Source organism: Paenarthrobacter sp. DKR-5, from assembly GCF_018531425.1.
Lineage (GTDB): Bacteria > Actinomycetota > Actinomycetes > Actinomycetales > Micrococcaceae > DKR-5.
Map to the genome: position 1 here is coordinate 21,903 of NZ_JAHBOI010000005.1, position 12,827 is coordinate 34,729.

Here is a 12,827-nt window from a genome sequence, read left to right on the forward strand (position 1 = left end):
TCGCGGAACCTTATATTGAGGGGGTGCGCTCCCCCAAAGAGATCCTCCTGGTGCCGAAGTTGATCTGGCTCTCGGCGGGCGTTCCGCGCGACCGGCAGAAGGCCTGGGACGGGTACTGGGGGCGGGTGCAGCGCACCGGCCGCTCCGGCGACGTGCTGTGGGACGCGCAGGGGGACGAAGAAGCGGAGTCCCACCTGGGCCTGCTCCGCGAGCACTGGAATCCGGCGCTGCCGGTCGTCGACGTCGGGTGCGGCAACGGAACCCAGTCGCGTGCCCTGGCCCGGGTGTTCGGCCCGGTGGTGGGGGTCGACTTCTCGCCGCACGCCGTCGAGAGGGCCCGGAGCGAATCCGGCGGGGCGGCCGGGACGGATTTCCGCGTCCTCGATGCCACTGCGCCAGGGGCCTTTGACCCTCTCGCTGCGGAGCTGGGCCCGGCAAATGTTTTCGTCCGCGGAGTGCTGCACGTGCTGGATGCGCGGGCCCGCCGGCGGCTGGCGCGGAACCTCCTGAGCCTCACCGCGGGCGGGGGGCGCGTGTTCCTCGCTGAAACCGACTTCAAGGACGGCCCTTTGGGCTACGTCCTGCACCTTGGCGCCACGCTTACCTGGCTGCCTGCACCGCTGGAGAAGGCCATCCGCGGGCTGCCGATGCCGGGACGGTTCGGCCGCCGGGAGTGCTCCTCCGCCTTTCCTGGCGCCTCCTGGACAGTGGTGGCAGACGGTGCGACGACGATCGAGGCCGTGCCGATGAGACGGACCGGCGTCGCCGCCCCCCAAGCCGCGACGGAGCGGATTCCCGGTTACTTCGCCGTGCTCGAGCCCAGATCCTGACCCGGCCCGGACCCGAGCCAGGCCAGGGCTTCCTCCCGGGAAGTGAAGAAACGGGTGGGGCACGGCGGGGTGTGCACGCCCAGGAAAAAATTGGCAATCACCCGGTCCACCGGGGACGAACCAAGCAGCGCAATGCGGGACGCGGCGCACGGTTTGGCGAAGACAGCCCGGGCGCCGCGGCTGACGGACGCCGTCGTCGCCATGTCCACGAGCATCGGATGGCTCGCCGCCCCGCTGAGTTCGTTGACCAGGTTCATCGCGCCCTGCGCATCGCCGGCCTCGATCTGGACCCCGCGTTCCCAGCGCAGGTGCAGGATGCCCGCGTCCGCGAGCTCCAGCGTCCCCTTGCCTCCCGGGACGGTGCGTGCCGTCATAGTGGTCCCGACCTCCCGCATCGTGTTGGCTCAACCATAGCGAAAAGCCGCCTGAGGAGGCCGGAGCAGCAGCCGCCGGCCGACGCCGGATAGCCGGCCGGCAGCCGTGCGGCTACTCGGCTGACAGCGGACGGCGGGCCATCCAGGCGGCGACCACCGCGCCGGAGACGTTGTGCCAGAGGGAGAAGACCGCAGAGGGCAACGCGGCCAGCGGCGTGAAGTGCGCCGTCGCCAGGGTCGCGGCGAGGCCGGAATTCTGCATGCCCACCTCGAAGGCCAGCGCCCGGCGGGCCTTCGAGTCAAGGCGGCCGAGCTTGCCGGCCAGATACCCGAGGCCGAGACCGAAGCCGTTGTGCAGCACCACGGCCAGGAACACGATCCCGCCGGCGGCGAGGATCTTGCCGGCGCTGCCGGCGACGACAACGGCAACGATCAGTGCGATGACGGCGGCGGAGACCCAGGGCAGCACGGGCAGCACGAAACGCACGGCACGCTTGAGGAACAGGCGGACCAGCAGTCCCAGGATCACGGGAACCAGCACGGTTTTGACGATGTCCAGGACCATCCCGCCGGCGTCGACATTCAGGAATGCTCCGGCCAGCAGCAGCGTGAGCGCGGGAGTGACCAGCGGAGCGATCAGGGTGGAAACCGTGGCGACGGCCACCGAGAGCGCCACGTCGCCCTTGGCCAGGAAGGCCATCACATTCGACGCCGTGCCGCTGGGGGCGCAGCCCACGAGGATGACACCCGCGGCAAGTTCGGGCGGCAGCTGCAGCGCCGTGGCGATCAGCCAGCCGGCACCGGGCATGATCACGTAGTGCGCGATGATGCCCAGCGCAACAGCCCAGGGCCGGCGCGCCACGGAAGAGAAGTCGGGAGGGGTGAGCGTCAGGCCCATGCAGAACATGATGATGCCCAGCAGCCACGGCACGGAGGGGGCCAGCGGCTTGAAAGCGGCGGGCAGGAGGAACCCGGCGACGCCCGCTATGACGACCAGGAGGGGGAAGACAGTGACCGCGATGCGCGCGGTCCGCTCTTCGGAGGTGGGAGGCGGCCCTGCCGCCGCTGATGTTTTAGTTGCCTCAAGCATTGAAATATCTTCCCAGCGGAATGTTTCCGGCCAAAATCCGTCCGGCAGGCGGGAACGCTACGCTGTCTGTCATGAGCGCACGGGGGAGCGGGGAACCGGGGCAGGAACCGCTACGGCACAGCTACGGCCCGGATCCGAGCCAGTTCGGGGAACTTTTCCTGCCGGCGGAAGAGGCCGCCGGCGTCGTCGTCGTGGTCCATGGCGGCTACTGGCGGGCACGGTACGGCGCCGAACTGGGCCGGCCGCTGGCCGCCGACCTTGCCAGTCACGGCTACGCAGCCTGGAACCTGGAGTACCGTCGTGCCGGTAACGGGGGTGGCTGGCCGCGCACCTTCGAGGACATCGCCGCGGGAATAGACGCGCTGCTGCCGCTCAGCCGCAGGCACGGTTTCGGTCTGGACCGCGTCGCTGCCCTGGGCCACTCGGCCGGCGGGCACCTGGCGGTGTGGGCGGCAGGCCGCAGCCGGTTCCATGAAAACACCCCCGGCGCGCACCCGGCGGTGCAGCTCACCGGAGTGGTCGCTCAGTCCGGGGTGCTGGACCTGCGGGCAGCCGACGCACTGCACCTGAGCGAGGACGCCGCTTCGGCTTTCATGGGCGGCAGCGCCGCAGCGGCGCCCGAGGCCTATGCTGCGGCGGACCCCATGCAGCACCTGCCGCTCGACATACCGGTATATGCCGTCCACGGCATGGAGGACGACACCGTGCCGCTGGAGTTCAGCGCCGCTTACGCGCGGGCTGCGGCCGCGGCCGGAGCGGTAGCCGAACTGGTGCTGGTCCCCGGCCACCATTTCGACCTCATTGATCCGCGGGCGGAGGCATACCGCCGCTGCCGGGAATTGCTGGACGTGCTGCTCAGGCCCTGATGTACCGGGAATGGCCCTGATGTACCGTGAGTGCATGTTGACTGTCATTGGCGAGGGTCTTGTTGATGTGGTGCGTCGCGGCACCGGCGATTCCTCTGCGCACGTGGGCGGGAGCCCGCTCAACGTCGCGATCGGGTTGGCCCGTCTCGGCCACGCGGCGCAGTTCGTGGGACGCTTCGGCAGCGACGAATACGGCCGCATGCTGGCCAAGCATCTGGCCGGCAACTCCGTGCTCGTGCCGCTCCCGCCGGACGGCATCCCGACCAGCGTCGCCACCGCACGGCTCGACGAGGACGGCGGGGCCAGCTACCTGTTCGACCTGCACTGGGAGCTCCCCGGCCTTGATGCCGCGCTGCCGAAGCTTCTGGACGGAACCAGCCTGGTGCACACGGGGTCAATCGCGGCGATGCTCCAGCCCGGCGCCGACGCCGTCCTGCACGCGGTGGAGAAGGCACACCCGCAGGCCACCATCAGCTACGACCCGAACTGCCGCCCCACGCTCGTCAACGACGTGGCCTATGCGCGCAGCCAGGCGGAGAAGTTCGTCCGGCTTGCCGACGTCGTCAAGGCCAGCGACGAGGACCTGCAGTGGCTCTATCCGCACACCGACCCGCGCGAATCGGCGCGGCGCTGGCTGCAGCTCGGTCCCGCCGTCGTCGTCGTGACCCACGGCGCGGACGGTCCCTGGGGCGTCTGTGCCGACGGGGACATCCAGGTGCCTGCTGTGTCCGTGCGTGTGGCGGACACCGTCGGAGCCGGTGACTCCTTCATGGCCGCCCTGATCTCGGGCGTGGTGGACCGCGAGCTTGACGGTGCCCAGCGCCGGCCGGAGCTGCGCGCGATCCGCGTCGAGCAGCTCGCGGACATGCTCCGCTACGCAGCCGCCGCTGCTGCGGTCACCGTCTCGCGTGCCGGTGCGAATCCGCCCACGAGGGCTGAGTTCGCCTAGTAGCGTGCCGCGCGAACGGCCAGCTGTGGCGGCCTTCCGCGCGAAGAGGCCGCCACGAATGGCCGTTCGCGGGAGTTTTCCGGGTCGGTGCGCCGCGGCTAGGTCCTGGCCGCGGGGGGAGCGGGTGGCTGCGGGGGCGGAGCATCCGGGCCGGCGACGTCGGACAGGCGAAGGAAGCTCAACCCGCGCCGGCGCAGCACCGGGACGGCCGCGCTGATTCCCTCCGCGGTGCCACCGAACGGATGATTGGCGTGGGCGATCACGATGTCCCCCGCGGCCGCCTTGGACACCTCAGCGGCAACCGTGCGGGCAGGGAAGGTCGCCCCGCCGTCGCCGTTGAGGCTGAAGGCGACCGGCACCACGCCCATGGCTTTGGTGATCTCGACGGCGACGTCGTCGAAGTAGGCGGTCCCGGGCCGGAAGAACCGCGGCGGCCGGGGCATCAGGCCGGCGAGGAAATCCTGGTTGACGCCCACCTCGTCGAAGCAGGAGCCGGCGTCCCTGGTCCCGGCAATCCCGTAGGCACTCCTGCCGCTCACCGACATCGGCCGGTGCGCCGACCCGTGGTTGCCGATCTCGAACAGGGGGTTGTCGATCAGGCGCCGGGCCACGCGCCGGTTCTCATGCACCCACCGGTAGTTGAGGAAGAATGTCGCAGCGACCTCATTGCGCTCCAGGAAGTCCATCAGGTCTTTATCCACCCCGCTCCCGCCAGGACCGCCGCAGCAGTCGAAGGTCAGCGCGACGCCCGTGCGGGAGGCGGTGCGCAGCTGCACGCCGGGCGCTGCCAGCCCCCAGTAGTGCGGAAGGCGGCCGCCGAAGGCGCGGACGATGCCGGCACGTTCGGTGGACAGGGCGACCGTGCCGGGGGCGGACCGGGCGGATCCGCCCGTTGACCGTCGGCCGTGCGGCCGGGCAGGGGCGCCGGTTGCCGGTGCGGCCGTGCCGGGAGCCGCGGGCGGGGCGCAGGCGGAGAGGGCTGCGGTCAGCCCGGCGAGCAGCACCGCGCGCCGGGCAGGGAAGGAGGAGTCAAACTTCGACACGGAACCAGCGCCGGGGAGTCAGCCGCGCACGGCCGGGCGGGAGGGCAATGTCAGGGTCACACAGGGAATATAGAGGCGAAGGCTGAGAACAGCCTGAATCTCTGCAGGGACGCGCGGCGGCTAGGCTTAACCACAAGGAGCGTGACATGCGGTTAGTTGCCAGCGATATCGACGGAACCATTCTGGGCCATGACGGCAGGATCAGTGCCCGGACGGTAGAAGCCTTCGCCGCCTGCCGGGAGGCCCGGATCGAGATCGTGTTCGTCACGGGCCGGCCGCCGCGCTGGCTGCGTCCGCTCGAGGAGCAGTTCGGTCACGCCGGCACCGTCATCTGCTCCAACGGGGCTGTGGTCTACAACCTCGCTGAGCGCAGGGTCGAACAGTCGCACGCTGTGCCCGCCGACGTCGTCCTGCAGGCCCGGGACCTCATTCTGGAGGTCGCCCCGCGGGCGTCCTTTGCTGCTGAAACGGTGGACCGCTTCCACCTCGAGCCGGACTTCCTGGACCAGGGATCCCCGCTCCTGTCCGACGTCGTGCCCATGCCGCTGGCTGAGAGCCTGCAGGCGGAGGGGGACGCGGCGGTGGTCAAGTTCCTCGCCAAGGACCAGGACTCCAGCCCTGACGAGTTCCTGGACCTGGTGCGGCCGGCCGTCGGCCATTTGCTCTCCGTCACCCACTCCGCCCCCTCGGTTCCGCTGCTGGAGATGGCTCTGCCGCACGTGAACAAGGCTGCAACGCTCAGCGAATACGCGGCTGCCCTCGGCATCGCGGCCAGCGACGTCGTGGCCTTCGGGGACATGCCCAACGACATCCAGATGCTCCGCTGGGCCGGTCACGGCTACGCGATGGCCAGCGGCCACCCGGCCGCCCTCGCCGCCGCCAACCGCAAGGCGCCCGCCTTCGAGGAAGACGGCGTCGCCCAGGTCCTCGAGCAGCTTCTGGCAGGGCTCTGAGCGCCCATGCCTTACCTGCAGCCCGGCCCGCTCGCCTTCGCCCACCGCGGCTTCTCCGCCGAAGGCCTCGAGAACAGCCTCCCGGCCTTCCACGCGGCCGAGGCTCTGGGGTTCTCCTACCTGGAGACCGACGTGCACACGACGGCCGACGGCGTGGCGGTCGTCTTCCACGATGAGAGCCTGGACCGCGTCACTGACGGAACCGGCCGGATCAACGAGCTGACCGGCGAGGACGTCGCACGGGTACGCATCGGGGGCAGGGAAGCCATCCCGACGCTGGCGGAACTGCTAGCCGCGCTGCCCGAGGCCCGCTTCAACCTCGATGTGAAGGACGAGGCGTCCGTCGAGACGCTGGCAGCGGCGATCGAGCAGGCCGGAGCCCACGAGCGGGTGCTGGTCGCCTCGTTTTCCGACCGCCGCCGCCGGGCCGTCCTGAAGCGGCTGAGCCGGCCCACCGCGAGCTCGGCCGGCATCAGAGTGACCGCCGCCTTCGTGCTGCTCGGGCCGCTGGGGCTCCGGCCGCTGCTGCGCCGGCTGCTGCGGGACGTGGACTGTCTCCAGGTTCCCGAACGCCGCGGGTTCCTGCGCATCGTTTCCGCCCGCACCGTGGCCCGCGCCCACGCGTACGGCCTCCAGCTGCACGTTTGGACCATCAACGAGCCTGTCGAGATGCACCGCCTCCTGGACCTCGGGGTGGACGGGATCATGACGGACCGCGCCGACCTGCTGCGCGAGGTCATGCGCGAACGCGGGCACTGGGCGTAGCGTCCGCCTGCTGCGCCGCTGGTGCCGGGCGGCGGCGAATCCTGAGAGACTGGCGGCATGCGCTTCCTCGTTGCCCCCGACAAATTCAAGGGTTCCCTCACCGCTGTCCAGGCCGCCGAGGCCATCTCCGCCGGCATCCGTGCGGTCCATGAGGACCCTGAGATCGTCGTCGTGCCTGTTGCCGACGGCGGCGAGGGAACCCACGAGGTTGCCCTCGCCACCGGCGGCGAGGAGAGAATCAACGCCGTGGTGGGCGCCATCCTGGCTCCGGTCGGAGCGCGCTGGGCGCTGCACCCGGGCACCGATTCCGGCACCGCCGCGGTGATCGAGACCGCTCAGGCCAGCGGGCTCGCCCAAATGGACCCCACCCCGGCCAACTCGCTGCGAGCCCACTCGTACGGCTGCGGCCAGCTGATCGCCGCCGCTCTCGACGCCGGAGCGACCGAAATCATCCTCGGCCTCGGTGGCTCCGCGATGACCGACGGGGGCACCGGTGCCCTGCGCGCCCTGGGGCTGAAGCTGCTGGACCGCGCCGGCAACCTCGTGCCGCTGGGCGGCGGCCCGCTGGCCGAGGCTGTCGCCGTCGACGCTTCCGGGCTCGATCCGCGGCTCGCCGCGGCGCGGATCCGCATTGCCGTGGACGTCACCAACCCGCTGTACGGGCCGGAGGGCGCCGCGCACATCTTCGGCCCGCAGAAGGGTGCCGACGCGGATGCTGTCGAGCTGCTCGACGCCGGTCTGCGCAACCTGGCCTCGCTTATCCGGGAAGCCACGGGCCGGGACGTCAATGTTGCCGGTGCCGGAGCAGCCGGAGGCTTCCCTGCCGGGTTCCTTGGATTCACGGAGGCGACGATCGAGCGCGGTTTCGACCTGGTCGCAGAACTCGTGCATCTGGATGACGCCCTCGCGGACGCGGACCTCGTCATCACGGGGGAGGGATCACTGGATGTCCAGTCGCTGCAGGGCAAGGCCCCGATGGGGGTTGCCGATGCGGCGAACCAGCTGGGGATACCCGTGGTCGCCGTCGCCGGCCGGCTCACTCTTGACCCGGCACAGCTCGCGGAGCATGGCGTCGTGGCTTCCGGGTCCATTGCCGCACTGGCGCCTTCCGAGGAGGAGGGATTCACTCACGCCGGCCGCTACCTGCAGGAGGCCGTGGTGAATGCCCTCCGGTCGCTCGAGGCCTAGCAGCCCGGCGCCGCGTCAACCGGCTGCGCGGGCGCCTTCGCGCTCCAGCAGCTCCTCCAGCCTTTCGTATCCGTCGGACATCCCGCCCTCCATGCCGGAGGCGGCCATTCCGTCGCGCGCTTCCTGGCTGGCATAGACCGCGTGCCCGCGCAGCCTGCAGCGGCCGCCGCCGAGGTCCTCGAACCACATGTATTCCAAGCTCACGCTGTCCGGGTAGCCGCTGAATTCGAAGGTCTGCAGGGCGAACTCGTTCTCCCGGACGGTGTGGAATATTCCGTGGAAGACATATGATTGTCCGTCCGGGCCGGTGTGCCGGTACCGGTAGCTTCCGCCGGAGGTGAAATCGTAATGCTCCACCTCGATATTCGTCCCGCGCGGCCCGAGCCACTGTGAGATCAATTCGGGCCGCGCGTGGGCGCGGAAGACGTCCGCGACGGGATAGTCGAACTCCCGCTCGAAGTCGATGAAGGTGCTCCGTCGGGGACGGTCAGCTTCAATGCATTGCTCATGACAGCTCCCTGGGCTATGTGCCGCCGGCGGCGGCTTGATCCTGGAGCACGGCGTCGAGGTTGCGAAACTGCGCCTCACGGACCAGCCGGTACTGGTCGATCCATGCGGTGAGCGCCTCGAGTCGTGCGGGATTCAGGTGGACGGGCCGGCGCTGGGCGTCGCGCGAACGCGTAACGAGTCCCGCCTGCTCGAGGACCTGGATGTGCTTCGAGACCGCCTGCTTGGTGATCGCGAAGGGCTCGGCTAGTTCGTTGACGGTGGCGGGGCCACGGCTGAGCCGGGCCACAATGCCGCGGCGCACCGGGTCGGCGAGGGCCAGGAAGGCCTTGTCGAGGGCGGCATCCGCGGAACTGTCCATCAGGTAAACAACCTTCTGTTTGATCAACGAGCTGGTTGTATAAGCATGCACCCGCGCGCCCGGTTTGGCAAGGCTCCGGCTCCGCCCAAGTTCGCCCTGCCCTGGCAGGCCCCGGCCGTTCTAACCTAGTTCCACGCCGTCCATCCGGTCGGTCCACACAGAAGGAAGCACCATGACCTTTCTCGACAACTCCCGCTGGGACGGGAAGATCTTCATCGACGGCTGGACCGAAGGCTCGGGCGCCGCGCAGGACGTGCTGGAGCCGGCGACCGGCAAGGCGCTGGGCCGGTACGGCCTCGCCACAGCCGAGGACGTGAAGCGTGCCGCCGCCGTCGCCGCCGAGGCCCAGCATGCCTGGGCGGCCAAGCGCCCGGAGGAACGCGCCGCAGTGCTGCGCCGCGCAGGCCAGCTCTGGGAAGAGCACGCCGAGGAGATCCAGGACTGGATCGTCCGCGAAAGCGGCGGCATTGGTCCGAAGGCCGCCCTCGAAACGCACATTGCGGCCAACGAATGCTACGAGGCTGCCGCGCTGCCCTCGCACCCGGCCGGCGAGGTCCTCACCTCCAACGAGGACCGGTGGTCCTTCGCGCGGCGCCGCCCGGCCGGCGTCGTGTCCGTGATCGCCCCGTTCAACTTCCCGCTGATCCTCTCGATCCGCTCCGTGGCTCCCGCGCTGGCACTGGGCAACTCAGTGCTGCTCAAGCCGGACCCGCGCACGGCTGTCTGTGGAGGCGTGACCCTGATGCGCGTCTTCGAGGAAGCCGGGCTCCCCTCGGGCGTGCTCTCGCTGCTCCCGGGCGGCGCCGATGTCGGCACGGCCGTCGTCGAGGCTCAGGAAGTCCACGTCGTATCCTTCACCGGTTCGACGGCGGCCGGACGGGCCGTGGGCGAAACCGCCGCGCGGCACCTCAAGCGGGCGCACCTCGAACTCGGCGGCAACAACGCGCTGATCGTGCTGCCCGGCGCGGACCTGGCCAAGGCAGCCTCCGCGGGAGCTTTCGGATCCTTCATGCACCAGGGCCAGATTTGCATGACCACCGGCCGCCACTTTGTCCACGAGTCCCTCTACGAGGAGTACGTTGCCGCACTCACCGAGAAGGCCGAACACCTCCCGGTGGGGGACCCGGCCTCGGGCCAGGTCGCGCTCGGGCCGATCATCGACGAGCGCCAGCTCAAGCGCATCCACGCGATCGTCGAGGATTCCGTGCTGGCAGGCGGGCGCCTGGCGGCAGGCGGAACCCATGAGGGCCTGTTCTACCGGCCGACGGTACTGGCAGACCTCACCCCGGAGAACCGGGCATTCTCCGACGAGATCTTCGGCCCGGTGGCCCCGGTCACCAAGTTTTCCGACATCGACGAGGTGGTCCGCCTGGTCAACGCGAATGAATACGGGCTGTCGGTAGGCATCCTCGGCGACGTCGGCACGGCGATGAAGATTGCGGACCGGGTCAATTCGGGCAAGGTGCACATCAACGAACAGACCGTCTCCGACGAGGCCAACGCACCCTTCGGCGGCGTCGGGGCCTCCGGCACCGGCTCGCGCTTAGGCGGGGCGACGGCGAACATTGAGGCGTTTACCGAGCTGCAGTGGCTCACGATGCGCCCGGAGATCGCGGACTACCCGTTCTGAGTCCGGGAAGCCCGGCAGCGTTGCCGTCGGCCGCGGCGGCAACGCTGGGTCCGGCCGCGGCGCTGCCGCTGCGGGCTTCGCTAGTCCTCGGTGGTGATCCCGAGATGCGCTGCCAGCAGCGGCGCCAGTTCCGTCACCTGGTAGGGGTTCAGCGTGGCCCCGCGCAGTTCCGCGATCCCTGCGATCGTGCGCAGCTGCAGCCCGCGCAGGTCCACCTGCGCAAGCCGCGCGCCGGTGAGGTCCAGCTTGTCCGCGCTGCAGTCGGCGAAGGCGACCCGGAGTGCATCGGCGCCGCCGAGGTCGAGCTCCTCGATGGTGCAGTCGGTGAACAGGACGTCGCGGAGCTTGGCGCCGCGCAGGTTGATGAAGCCGAGCTTGCAGTGGCTGAAGTGCACTGACTGCCAGCCCGCGTTGTAGAGCTCCGCGGCTCCGATCCGGGAGCCGTCGACGGTGACGTCGCGCAACCGGGAACGCGGAGCCGACAGCACCGGTGAGTTGAGCCGCGAAAAGGCCGTCTCAATGAACGCCGCCGAGGAGAGATCGGTCCCGTGCGCGGAGGCATCCTCGAAGCTGCACTCGCTGAAGGTCGTCCCGGCCAGCATCCGTCCGTCCAGGTCGGCCCGGGCGAACCGAAGGCCCTCCACCCGGGACCCGGGCGTCAGCAGCGCGGCGTTTCCCTCGTCGAGGGTCGGGAGCCGGAGCGGGTCCAGCCGGGGCGGATGCGTGACGGACTTGGGCATCGGAGCGCGGACCTTCCTATTTCCCGGCCGCCCGCACCGGCTCGGTTTCGGCGTCGGCCGCCGTGCCCCGCGCCCTGGCGACGGCCTTCATGCCGTGGTAGATCACCAGGGCCGCGGCGGAGCCGAGGGCAATGCCCGTGAACTTGAGGTTCCCGATCGTCCAGGTGTAGTCGGCGATCCCCACGATCAGGGCGACGGCGGCGGTGGTCAGGTTCACCGGGTTGCCGAAGTTCACCCGGTTCTGCACCCAGATGCGCACACCCAGGACGCCGATCATGCCGTAGAGCATGGTCGCGGCCCCGCCGAGGACGCCGGCTGGAACGGTGGCGATCAGCTCGCCGAACTTGGGCGAGAAGCTCAGCAGCAGGGCGAAGATCGCGGCCACCCAGTAGGCGGCAGTCGAGTAGACCTTCGTGGCGGCCATGACGCCGATGTTCTCCGCGTAGGTGGTGGTTCCCGAACCGCCGCCGAGGCCCGCGAGGGTGGTGGCAAGCCCGTCCGCCATCAGGGCACGACCCGAGACGTCGTCAAGGTTGCGGCCGGTCATCAGCGCCACGGATTTGACGTGCCCGATGTTCTCCGCGACCAGCACCAGGACCACCGGGATGAACAGCCCGGCGACCCCGAGATGGAATTCGGGCGTCTGGAAGTGCGGCAGGCCCACCCACGCGGCGGCGTCTATCTTCGCGTAGCTGACCTCGCCCCGCAGCATGGCCACGAGATAACCGACGACGACGCCGACCAGGATGGAGAGCCGGCCCATGATGCCCTTGAACAGCACGCTGGCCAGGATGATCACCACCAGCGTGATCAGCGCGGTAACGGGTGCCTTGTCGAAGTTGCCCTTGGCCGCCGGTGCCAGGTTCAGGCCGATCAGGGCCACGATGGCGCCCGTGACCACTGGCGGCATGACCTTGTCGATCCAGGCCGAACCCGCGAAGTGCACGACCGCCCCGATCAGGGCCAGCACGACGCCGGCCATCATCACGCCGCCGAGCGCGCCGCCCGGGCCGTACTGGTTCATGGACGCCCCGATCGGGGCGATGAACGCGAAGCTCGAGCCGAGGTAGCTGGGAATGCGGCCGGCGGTGATGACCAGGAAGAGGATCGTGCCGATGCCGGAGAAGAACAGCGTGGTGGCCGGCGGGAAGCCGGTGATGATCGGGACCAGGAACGTGGCGCCGAACATGGCCACCACGTGCTGCATGCCGATGCCGATGGTGCGCGGCCAGGTCAGCCGCTCGTCCGGGGCGACGACCTCGCCTGGGACAACCGTCCTGCCGTCCCCGTGAAGGGTCCACTTGGTGCCCAGCATGCTCATTCCGTCTCTGCCTTCCCTGGCGTGCGCCGCGTTTTCGATGAACAGCCTACCGGGGCCCTGTTGCGGATGCGTTTCCTGCGCATCGGGAGCGGGCCCGCACCGCCGCGGGAGGGGCCGATGTGGGCAACGTCACGGCTCGGACGCGGCATGAGGGGCGGCGGCGGCTTGTTGGAATGCACAGGACAATCCGCCGGGCGACCGGCAATTTCA

13 protein-coding genes and 1 pseudogene are annotated in these 12,827 nt (G+C 69.9%); 7 read left to right on the forward strand and 7 right to left on the reverse strand.

The genetic code is table 11. From position 1 onward, the window contains the following. Nucleotides 1–23: 23 nt before the first annotated feature. Nucleotides 24–830 (forward strand): class I SAM-dependent methyltransferase, encoded by an 807-nt coding sequence (locus KIH31_RS11595; RefSeq protein ID WP_307857633.1) that lies wholly within the window; start codon nt 24–26, stop codon nt 828–830. On the opposite strand, the gene KIH31_RS11600 is transcribed toward KIH31_RS11595, so the two are convergent. Continuing rightward, the gene (locus tag KIH31_RS11600) at nt 800–1,204 is read right to left on the reverse strand and encodes an STAS/SEC14 domain-containing protein (protein ID WP_214427302.1); all 405 of its coding nucleotides are present in this window, start codon (nt 1,202–1,204) and stop codon (nt 800–802) included. The two genes, KIH31_RS11595 and KIH31_RS11600, sit on opposite strands and share 31 nt — an antisense overlap. A gap of 112 nt (nt 1,205–1,316) precedes the next feature. Beyond that, nucleotides 1,317–2,294 (reverse strand): bile acid:sodium symporter family protein, encoded by a 978-nt coding sequence (locus tag KIH31_RS11605; RefSeq protein ID WP_214427303.1) that lies wholly within the window; start codon nt 2,292–2,294, stop codon nt 1,317–1,319. A gap of 71 nt (nt 2,295–2,365) precedes the next feature. Here KIH31_RS11605 and KIH31_RS11610 point away from each other — a divergent pair, with 71 nt between their 5' ends. Beyond that, nucleotides 2,366–3,160: a S9 family peptidase gene (locus KIH31_RS11610; RefSeq protein WP_214427304.1), complete on the forward strand. Its 795-nt coding sequence runs from the start codon at nt 2,366–2,368 to the stop codon at nt 3,158–3,160. 34 nt (nt 3,161–3,194) lie between these two features. After that, a complete protein-coding gene (locus tag KIH31_RS11615; RefSeq protein WP_214427305.1) occupies nt 3,195–4,109 on the forward strand; it encodes a carbohydrate kinase in 915 nt (304 codons plus the stop codon). Between the two features lie 98 nt (nt 4,110–4,207). Here KIH31_RS11615 and KIH31_RS11620 read toward each other — a convergent pair whose 3' ends face one another. Continuing rightward, entirely contained in the window at nt 4,208–5,152 is a 945-nt protein-coding gene (locus KIH31_RS11620; protein ID WP_214427306.1) for a polysaccharide deacetylase family protein, read from the reverse strand. A gap of 146 nt (nt 5,153–5,298) precedes the next feature. Between KIH31_RS11620 and KIH31_RS11625 the strand changes: the two genes are divergently transcribed. From KIH31_RS11625 to KIH31_RS11635, 3 genes are read left to right on the forward strand one after another with little or no spacing between them, the layout of a single operon-like run. Next, entirely contained in the window at nt 5,299–6,105 is an 807-nt protein-coding gene (locus tag KIH31_RS11625; protein ID WP_214427307.1) for an HAD family hydrolase, read from the forward strand. A 6-nt stretch (nt 6,106–6,111) separates the two neighbouring features. Further along, nucleotides 6,112–6,870 (forward strand): glycerophosphodiester phosphodiesterase, encoded by a 759-nt coding sequence (locus KIH31_RS11630; RefSeq protein WP_214427308.1) that lies wholly within the window; start codon nt 6,112–6,114, stop codon nt 6,868–6,870. Between the two features lie 57 nt (nt 6,871–6,927). Continuing rightward, nucleotides 6,928–8,058: a glycerate kinase gene (locus KIH31_RS11635; protein WP_214427309.1), complete on the forward strand. Its 1,131-nt coding sequence runs from the start codon at nt 6,928–6,930 to the stop codon at nt 8,056–8,058. Between the two features lie 15 nt (nt 8,059–8,073). On the opposite strand, the pseudogene KIH31_RS11640 reads toward KIH31_RS11635, so the two are convergent. Together KIH31_RS11640 and KIH31_RS11645 are read right to left on the reverse strand one after the other, a co-directional pair. Then, nucleotides 8,074–8,567 (reverse strand): annotated as a pseudogene (locus KIH31_RS11640) (SRPBCC family protein). Between the two features lie 14 nt (nt 8,568–8,581). Then, entirely contained in the window at nt 8,582–8,926 is a 345-nt protein-coding gene (locus KIH31_RS11645) for a helix-turn-helix transcriptional regulator (RefSeq protein ID WP_214427310.1), read from the reverse strand. 172 nt (nt 8,927–9,098) lie between these two features. Here KIH31_RS11645 and KIH31_RS11650 point away from each other — a divergent pair, with 172 nt between their 5' ends. Beyond that, complete coding sequence (locus KIH31_RS11650) at nt 9,099–10,556, forward strand: benzaldehyde dehydrogenase (RefSeq protein ID WP_214427311.1); 1,458 nt, start codon at nt 9,099–9,101, stop codon at nt 10,554–10,556. An 80-nt stretch (nt 10,557–10,636) separates the two neighbouring features. On the opposite strand, the gene KIH31_RS11655 is transcribed toward KIH31_RS11650, so the two are convergent. Together KIH31_RS11655 and KIH31_RS11660 are read right to left on the reverse strand one after the other, a co-directional pair. Further along, nucleotides 10,637–11,296: a pentapeptide repeat-containing protein gene (locus KIH31_RS11655; RefSeq protein WP_214427312.1), complete on the reverse strand. Its 660-nt coding sequence runs from the start codon at nt 11,294–11,296 to the stop codon at nt 10,637–10,639. A gap of 16 nt (nt 11,297–11,312) precedes the next feature. Further along, entirely contained in the window at nt 11,313–12,617 is a 1,305-nt protein-coding gene (locus KIH31_RS11660; protein WP_214427313.1) for a uracil-xanthine permease family protein, read from the reverse strand. Between the last annotated feature and the right edge of the window lie 210 nt (nt 12,618–12,827).

Coding starts and splice junctions, on each gene's coding strand:
- KIH31_RS11600 (WP_214427302.1), bottom strand. CDS start 1,204: ATGACGGCACGCACCGTCCCGGGAGGCAAGGGGACGCTGGAGCTCGCG.
- KIH31_RS11605 (WP_214427303.1), bottom strand. CDS start 2,294: ATGCTTGAGGCAACTAAAACATCAGCGGCGGCAGGGCCGCCTCCCACC.
- KIH31_RS11610 (WP_214427304.1), top strand. CDS start 2,366: ATGAGCGCACGGGGGAGCGGGGAACCGGGGCAGGAACCGCTACGGCAC.
- KIH31_RS11615 (WP_214427305.1), top strand. CDS start 3,195: ATGTTGACTGTCATTGGCGAGGGTCTTGTTGATGTGGTGCGTCGCGGC.
- KIH31_RS11625 (WP_214427307.1), top strand. CDS start 5,299: ATGCGGTTAGTTGCCAGCGATATCGACGGAACCATTCTGGGCCATGAC.
- KIH31_RS11630 (WP_214427308.1), top strand. CDS start 6,112: ATGCCTTACCTGCAGCCCGGCCCGCTCGCCTTCGCCCACCGCGGCTTC.
- KIH31_RS11635 (WP_214427309.1), top strand. CDS start 6,928: ATGCGCTTCCTCGTTGCCCCCGACAAATTCAAGGGTTCCCTCACCGCT.
- KIH31_RS11645 (WP_214427310.1), bottom strand. CDS start 8,926: ATGGACAGTTCCGCGGATGCCGCCCTCGACAAGGCCTTCCTGGCCCTC.
- KIH31_RS11650 (WP_214427311.1), top strand. CDS start 9,099: ATGACCTTTCTCGACAACTCCCGCTGGGACGGGAAGATCTTCATCGAC.
- KIH31_RS11655 (WP_214427312.1), bottom strand. CDS start 11,296: ATGCCCAAGTCCGTCACGCATCCGCCCCGGCTGGACCCGCTCCGGCTC.
- KIH31_RS11660 (WP_214427313.1), bottom strand. CDS start 12,617: ATGAGCATGCTGGGCACCAAGTGGACCCTTCACGGGGACGGCAGGACG.